This window comes from Actinokineospora inagensis DSM 44258 (assembly GCF_000482865.1).
Lineage (GTDB): Bacteria > Actinomycetota > Actinomycetes > Mycobacteriales > Pseudonocardiaceae > Actinokineospora > Actinokineospora inagensis.
Window position 1 is genome coordinate 168,064 of record NZ_AXWW01000014.1, and the last position, 6,000, is coordinate 174,063.

Here is a 6,000-nt window from a genome sequence, read left to right on the forward strand (position 1 = left end):
AGTGTCGCGACTCCTCGGTCACGCCCACCCCATGACATTGCAGACCTACATAGGGTGGGCGCACTGGAACACGAAGACGGGGGCTGACCTAGGCGGGGAAGTTGGAGCGGGTGGAGTAGCCGAAGTCGGTGAGGAGGGCGTGGCCGGAGGTGGCGCGGGAGCGGGGGGAGGCCAGGAAGAGGACCTGGTCGGCGACGTCGGCGGCGGACTGGACGGGGAAGTCGGCCTCGTCCAGGGCGGTGTCGCCGAGGTCGGTGCGGGACATGGGGGTGTCCACGATGGAGGGGCAGACGCAGTTGACGCGGATGGGGGCGAACTCGACAGCGAGGGCGCGGGTCAGCGACACCACGGCGCCCTTGGAGGCGCTGTAGGGGGTCATGCCGGGGACGGAGACGAAAGCGGAGTCGCTGGCGAGGAAGACGATGGCGGCGTCCGGGCTCAGGTGGGGGTGGACGGCGCGGGCGAGGAGGAGGGGGCCGAGGGCGTTGACCGCCAACACGGCGGCGATGTCGGCGGGAGCGGTGTCCACGAGGAGGGTGCCGACGGGGCCGGAGATGCCCGCGCAGCCGATCACGATGTCGAGGCCGCCGAGCCAGTCGACGGCTGAACCCACGGCGGTCGTGAGGGCGTCGGCGTCGGTGACGTCGACCTGGAAGCGGGCGGTGGGGGCCCGGTCGAGCACGGCGACCTTGACGCCCTCGGCTTCCAAGGCGCGGGCGCAGGCGGCGCCGATGCCGGAGGCGGCGCCGGTGATCAGGGCTTTCTTGCCGTGCAGGGCCAGGTCCATGGGGTCATCCTGGGGGTCTCGTACCGGCGGCGATTGGTCTGCGGCGCACCGTCCTTGTCCACCCCGGCACGGGGGCGGGTGGGGTGGTTCCGCTGAGCGGGGGGAGACCGAAGACTGCCGGGACGCGCAGAAGGGAAACGCCGATGACCGAGACCATGTCCGACACCTCGACGTGGCTGCCGCTGGACGGGTTGGCCCCCGGGTTCGACGAGAACAAGGCGCCGACGGTGGGGGACCTGCACGGGCGGTCGGTCGTGCTGGAAGGCGCGGACGGGCCGGTGCTGGTGGCGAGCTTCACCGGCAACCGGGTCGAGTGGGACCACGGCGTCGACCAGTGTGAGACGTTCCTGGTGGACGAGGACCTGTACTACACCCAGTTCCACCCGAAGGCGCGGCCGCTGGAGTCGGTGTCGCTGTTCCTGGACCTGCGGGCCGGGCGGGCGCTGGTGGTCACCACCACGATCAACGACGACGGCGTGCCCCGGGTGACGCAGGTGTTCACCCCCGCCACCATCCAGGGCGCGGACGTCAGCGGCGAGGCACCGGCGGCGACAACCGCGCTGATCGGCCGCCGCGCGATGTGGGTGTACAGCGAGCAGCACGCGTACGAGCACGTGTACCTCAGCCCGCACTGGTACACCTGGCAGTGCCTGTCCGGCCCGGAGAAGGGCCTGGCCGACACCGACGAGAACTCGGTGTACCAACTCCGCCCCGGCGTGTACGTGTTCACCTGGCGGGAGAAGGTCATCCCGTGCGCGTCGGTGACCGTCGCCGACCACCGGGACACCCACCGCCTCCGCTCACACGGTGTCCTCTTCGGACTGGACGAGACCGGCGAGAACCCGACCCACTTCACTTTCGGCGCGCACGGTCGGCTGCTCAGCAACACCGTGCACCCGGAGGAGTACGACCCGGCACTCTGATCCCGACTGTCCCAGGTGGAGCGTTCCCGCCTGGGACAGTCCACATCAGACCTCGCGCAACTGCCCATCGGCCAGCACCAGCCGCCGGGTGATGCCGATGGCCGACAGGAAGTGCTCGTCGTGGCTGACCACGACGAAAGCGCCCCGGTAGGCGGTCAACGCGGACTCCAACTGCGCAACGCTCACCAGGTCCAGGTTGTTCGTGGGCTCGTCCAGCAGCAGCAAGTGCGGGGCGGGCTCGGCGAACAACACGCAGGCCAAGGTCGCTCGGAGCAGTTCGCCGCCCGAGAGCGCCGAGACGGGCAGGAACGCGCGGTCGCCGCGGAAGAGGAACCGGGCCAGCAGGTTCATCCGATCCGGGCGGGGCATGGTCGGGGCGGCAGCCTCCAGACTGGACGCCACGGTCGACGTCGGGTCGAGGTTGTCCAGGCGCTGGGAGAGGTGCGCGGCCGGGACCGACGACGTGATCATCCGGAGCAGGGTGGACTTGCCAGCGCCGTTGGGGCCGGTCAGCGCGACGCGCTCGGGACCGCGGATGGCCAGCCGGAGGTCGGCGAACACCCCCGGCGCCGTGAGCGTCTGGTCGAACAGGGTCCGACCTGCGGGAACCGTGGTGTCCGGTAGGTCGAGGACGATCGTGTCGTCGTCGCGCAGGGCCCGGCCCGCGGCGTCGAGACGGGCCTGGGCGTCGCTCACCCGTGCCCCGTGCACACCGTCCGCCCGACCGGCCGACACCTCGGCGCGACGCTTCAGGCCACCGGCAACAATGCGGGCCAGACCGGCGTTGTCCAGGTTCCTGGCGGCGTTCCCGGCTCGGCGGGACGCGCGCTCCCTGGCCTGCTGCATCTCCCGTTTCTCCCGCTTGACCTCCTGCTCGGCCTCCCGGACGTTGCGCTCCGCGACCTCCCGCTCGGCACGGACTGCGGCGTCGTACTCGGTGAAGTTGCCGCCGAACACCCGGATACCGCCACGGTCGACCTCGGCGATCCGGTCGACCCGGTCGAGCAGGGCGCGGTCGTGGCTGACGACCAGCAGGCAGCCGGAGAAATCGGCGAGGACGGCGTACAACCGGTCACGCGCCTGGGCGTCCAGGTTGTTGGTCGGCTCGTCGAGCAGCAGCACGTCCGGGCGGCGCAGCAGTTGGCCGACCAGACCCAGCGTGACCACCTGGCCGCCGCTGAGGGTGTCGATGCGGCGGTCCAGCGCCAGCTCGCCCAGGCCGAGGCGGCTCAGTTCGGCGCGGGTGCGCTCCTCGACGTCCCAGTCGACGCCGATGGTGGTGAAGTGCTCGTCGCGGACATCGCCGGACTCGACGGCGGTCAACGCGGCCAGCACGTCGGCGACGCCCAAGACCTCGGCGACGCTGAGGTCGTCGCCCAGCGGCAGGGTCTGCGGCAGGTAGCCGACGACACCGTCGACCGCGATGCTGCCCGACAGCGGTAAGAGCTCCCCCGCGATCAGCTTCAGGAGCGTGCTCTTACCGGCGCCATTGGCCCCCACCAGCCCCGTTCGACCGGCGCCGACGGTGAAGGACACGCCGTCGAACACGGGCGTGTCGTCCGGCCAGGAGAACTCGACGTGGGAACAAGTGATATTCATCGGACACACACGGTAAGCAGAGAACCGGCCAGGCACCAACCGGTTATTCGGCCTCCTGCCAGAGCTCGATCCGGTTGCCCTCGGGGTCGACCACCCAACCGAAGCGGCCCACGCCTGCCATGTCCTGGACCTCGGCCGCCACCTCGGCGCCCTTGTCGCGGAGTTGGGCGAGCATGGCGTCGAGGTCGCGGACGCGGAAGTTGAGCATGGTTTGCTGGGCGGGCGGGAAGTAGTCGGTCCCGGCGTCGAAGGGGGCGAAGACGGTGGGGCCGGGGTCCTGCCGCCACATGCCGTGCTCGTCGGTGTCGAGGCCGAGGGTGTCGCGGTACCAGGCGGCGAGGGCGGCCGGGTTCGCGGCGCGGACGAAGTAGCCGCCGATGCCGAGGACGCGTTCCATGCGGTGATCCTGCCACCACCGGCGCGGCCGCCGGGCGGGTAGCCGTCGCCGGTTTGTCCGGTCGACGGGCACCGGTTACGTTGAGTGACGGCGACCTTGTTCGGGGCGGCACTGTCGTTGTCGGCCAGCGAAGGAATGCGCGCCGGGTCGAGCCGTCCGGGTGGAGTCATTGCCAAGCTGTGGCAACGCACACAGGAAGGGCGGGCGGATGGACGTCATCGTGGTCGGAGCAGGCTCCGCGGGCTCGGTCGTGGCTCGGCGCTTGGTGGACGCGGGCGCGCGGGTCACGCTGCTGGAGGCGGGCGGGCGCGACACGAACCCCGCCATCCACGACCCGTCCCGCGCGGGCGAGCTCTGGCACGGCCCGGAGGACTGGGACCACTACACCGTTCCCCAGCCGCACGCCGCGGGCCGCCGCCTGCACCTCCCGCGCGGCAAGGTCCTCGGCGGTTCGCACTCCCTCAACGCCATGATCTGGGTCCGCGGCCACGCCGCCGACTACGACGGCTGGTCCCAGCCCGGCTGGTCCTGGTCCGACGTGCGACCGGTGTACGAGCGGATCGAGAAGGACCTGCTGCCGATCACCAGCAACGAGCCGCTGCACCCCATCCAACAGTCCATGTTGGACGCCGCAGCGCAGATCGGCATCGACTTCAACCCCAACTACAACGGCGACACCCTCGACGGTATCTCGATCGAACACATCACCGCCCGCGACGGCCGCCGCGTCAACACCTGGATCGCTTACGGCGAACCAATCCTGGACAACCCGGCATTCACCGTCCACACGGGAGCACTGGTCCACCGCCTGCTGTTCACCGGAACCACCGCCACCGGCGTCCAGGTCGAGATCGACGGCACCCGCACCGACCTCCACGCCGACCAGGTCATCCTCTGCGCGGGCGCCATCGCCTCCCCGCTGATCCTCCTCCGCAGCGGCATCGGCCCCGCCGACGACCTCCGCGCCCTCGGCATCGACGTCGTCGCGGACATCCCCGGAGTCGGCGCCAACCTGCACGACCACCTGCTGTCCCCGGTCATCTACGCCACCGACAAGCGCGAGGTCGAGCCGCCCCGGCCAGGCCGTTCGGTCACCCAAACCCACCTGTTCTGGCGCAGCCGCCCGGACCTGCCCGTCCCGGACACCCAGCCCATCCACTTCAGCATCCCCATGTACGAACCGTGGATGACCGGCCCCGCAACGGGATTCACCCTGATGGCAGGCATGATCACCCCCCGCAGCCGGGGCAGCATCCGCCTCACCGGCCCCAACCCCACCGACGCCCCCCTCATCGACCTCGCCGCCCTGGAACACCCCGACGACTTCGCCAGCCTCGTCGCCTCCGTCAACCAATGCCGCCGCCTCGGCGCCGCCCCCGCCCTAGCCGAAGAATGGGGCGCCCGCGAGATCTACCCCGCCCCCACCACCAACATCGAGGACTACGTCCGCCGCACCGCCATCACCTACCACCACCAGGTCGGCACCTGCCGCATGGGAACCGACAACGACGCGGTCGTCACCCCCGACCTGACCGTCCACGGCCTCACCGCCCTCCGCGTAGCGGACGCCTCCATCATGCCCACCGTCCCCACCGGAAACACCAACGCCCCCGCCGTCCTCATCGGCGAACAAGCCGCCACCTTCCTCCTCCGGTAACCACCCCTCTCGACGCGCGCGGAAGCACCCCAATCAACCCACACCGCGCACCTCAAACCACCACACACATCGACAAGGCGCCACCCCCGCCCCGCGCGCCTCGAAACCCGCCGATACCAACCGCCCGCTGGGGTGAAGTTGTTTTGTTTGGGGGAGGCGGTGGCCTAAGAGCATGTCTCATGTGGGGAGTTTCTTGAAACACGTGAGAGTAGCGGCGAGGGTGGTGAAGGCGAGGTAGTTGCGGACGTGGCGTTCCCAGCGGATGGCGAGTCGGCGGTAGCCGTTGGTCAGCCAGGCCAGGGTCCGTTCGACGACCCAGCGGTGTCGTCCCAGGCGTTGGCCGGTGTCGATGCCCTTGCGGGCGATGCGGACCATGATGCCGCGTTCGATCAGCCACCTGCGCAGCGCGAGCACGTCGTAGGCTTTGTCGGCGTGCAGTTTGTCGGGGCGGAACCGCCGCCCACCACCCGGCTGTCTGATCCGCGGCACCGCCTGGACAAGCGTGCGCAGCGCGTGGTGGTCGTTGAGGTTGGCCGCCGACACCCCGACCACCAGTGGCAGTCCGGCGCGGTCGGTCAGGACGTGGATCTTGCTACCGGGTTTGGCGCGGTCGACCGGGTTCGGCCCGGTCGGAGAT

The 6,000-nt window shown here is 70.4% G+C and carries 6 protein-coding genes; 2 read left to right on the plus strand and 4 right to left on the minus strand.

The window, feature by feature from the left end:
- Positions 1 to 88: 88 nt before the first annotated feature.
- On the minus strand, positions 89 to 787 hold the full coding sequence (locus H504_RS0105455; RefSeq protein ID WP_026421949.1) for an SDR family NAD(P)-dependent oxidoreductase: 699 nt from the start codon (positions 785 to 787) through the stop codon (positions 89 to 91).
- A 143-nt stretch (positions 788 to 930) separates the two neighbouring features.
- On the opposite strand from H504_RS0105455, the gene H504_RS0105460 reads away from it, so the two are divergent.
- Complete coding sequence (locus H504_RS0105460; protein ID WP_026421950.1) at positions 931 to 1,710, plus strand: molybdenum cofactor biosynthesis F family protein; 780 nt, start codon at positions 931 to 933, stop codon at positions 1,708 to 1,710.
- A 45-nt stretch (positions 1,711 to 1,755) separates the two neighbouring features.
- Here the strand turns inward: H504_RS0105460 and H504_RS0105465 are convergent, their stop codons facing one another.
- Together H504_RS0105465 and H504_RS0105470 are read right to left on the minus strand one after the other, a co-directional pair.
- Entirely contained in the window at positions 1,756 to 3,309 is a 1,554-nt protein-coding gene (locus H504_RS0105465; protein WP_035303325.1) for an ABC-F family ATP-binding cassette domain-containing protein, read from the minus strand.
- 43 nt (positions 3,310 to 3,352) lie between these two features.
- Positions 3,353 to 3,706 (minus strand): VOC family protein, encoded by a 354-nt coding sequence (locus H504_RS0105470; protein WP_026421952.1) that lies wholly within the window; start codon positions 3,704 to 3,706, stop codon positions 3,353 to 3,355.
- Positions 3,707 to 3,914: 208 nt separating this feature from the next.
- Between H504_RS0105470 and H504_RS0105475 the strand changes: the two genes are divergently transcribed.
- Positions 3,915 to 5,363: a GMC family oxidoreductase gene (locus H504_RS0105475; RefSeq protein WP_026421953.1), complete on the plus strand. Its 1,449-nt coding sequence runs from the start codon at positions 3,915 to 3,917 to the stop codon at positions 5,361 to 5,363.
- A gap of 177 nt (positions 5,364 to 5,540) precedes the next feature.
- Here the strand turns inward: H504_RS0105475 and H504_RS0105480 are convergent.
- A partial coding sequence (locus H504_RS0105480) for an IS5 family transposase (protein WP_026421954.1) occupies positions 5,541 to 6,000 on the minus strand: 460 nt, incomplete at its 5' end.

What these genes read in the sequence shown, in the direction of transcription:
- H504_RS0105455 (WP_026421949.1), bottom strand. Translation starts at nt 787, where the DNA reads ATGGACCTGGCCCTGCACGGCAAGAAAGCCCTGATCACCGGCGCCGCC.
- H504_RS0105460 (WP_026421950.1), top strand. Translation starts at nt 931, where the DNA reads ATGACCGAGACCATGTCCGACACCTCGACGTGGCTGCCGCTGGACGGG.
- H504_RS0105465 (WP_035303325.1), bottom strand. Translation starts at nt 3,309, where the DNA reads ATGAATATCACTTGTTCCCACGTCGAGTTCTCCTGGCCGGACGACACG.
- H504_RS0105470 (WP_026421952.1), bottom strand. Translation starts at nt 3,706, where the DNA reads ATGGAACGCGTCCTCGGCATCGGCGGCTACTTCGTCCGCGCCGCGAAC.
- H504_RS0105475 (WP_026421953.1), top strand. Translation starts at nt 3,915, where the DNA reads ATGGACGTCATCGTGGTCGGAGCAGGCTCCGCGGGCTCGGTCGTGGCT.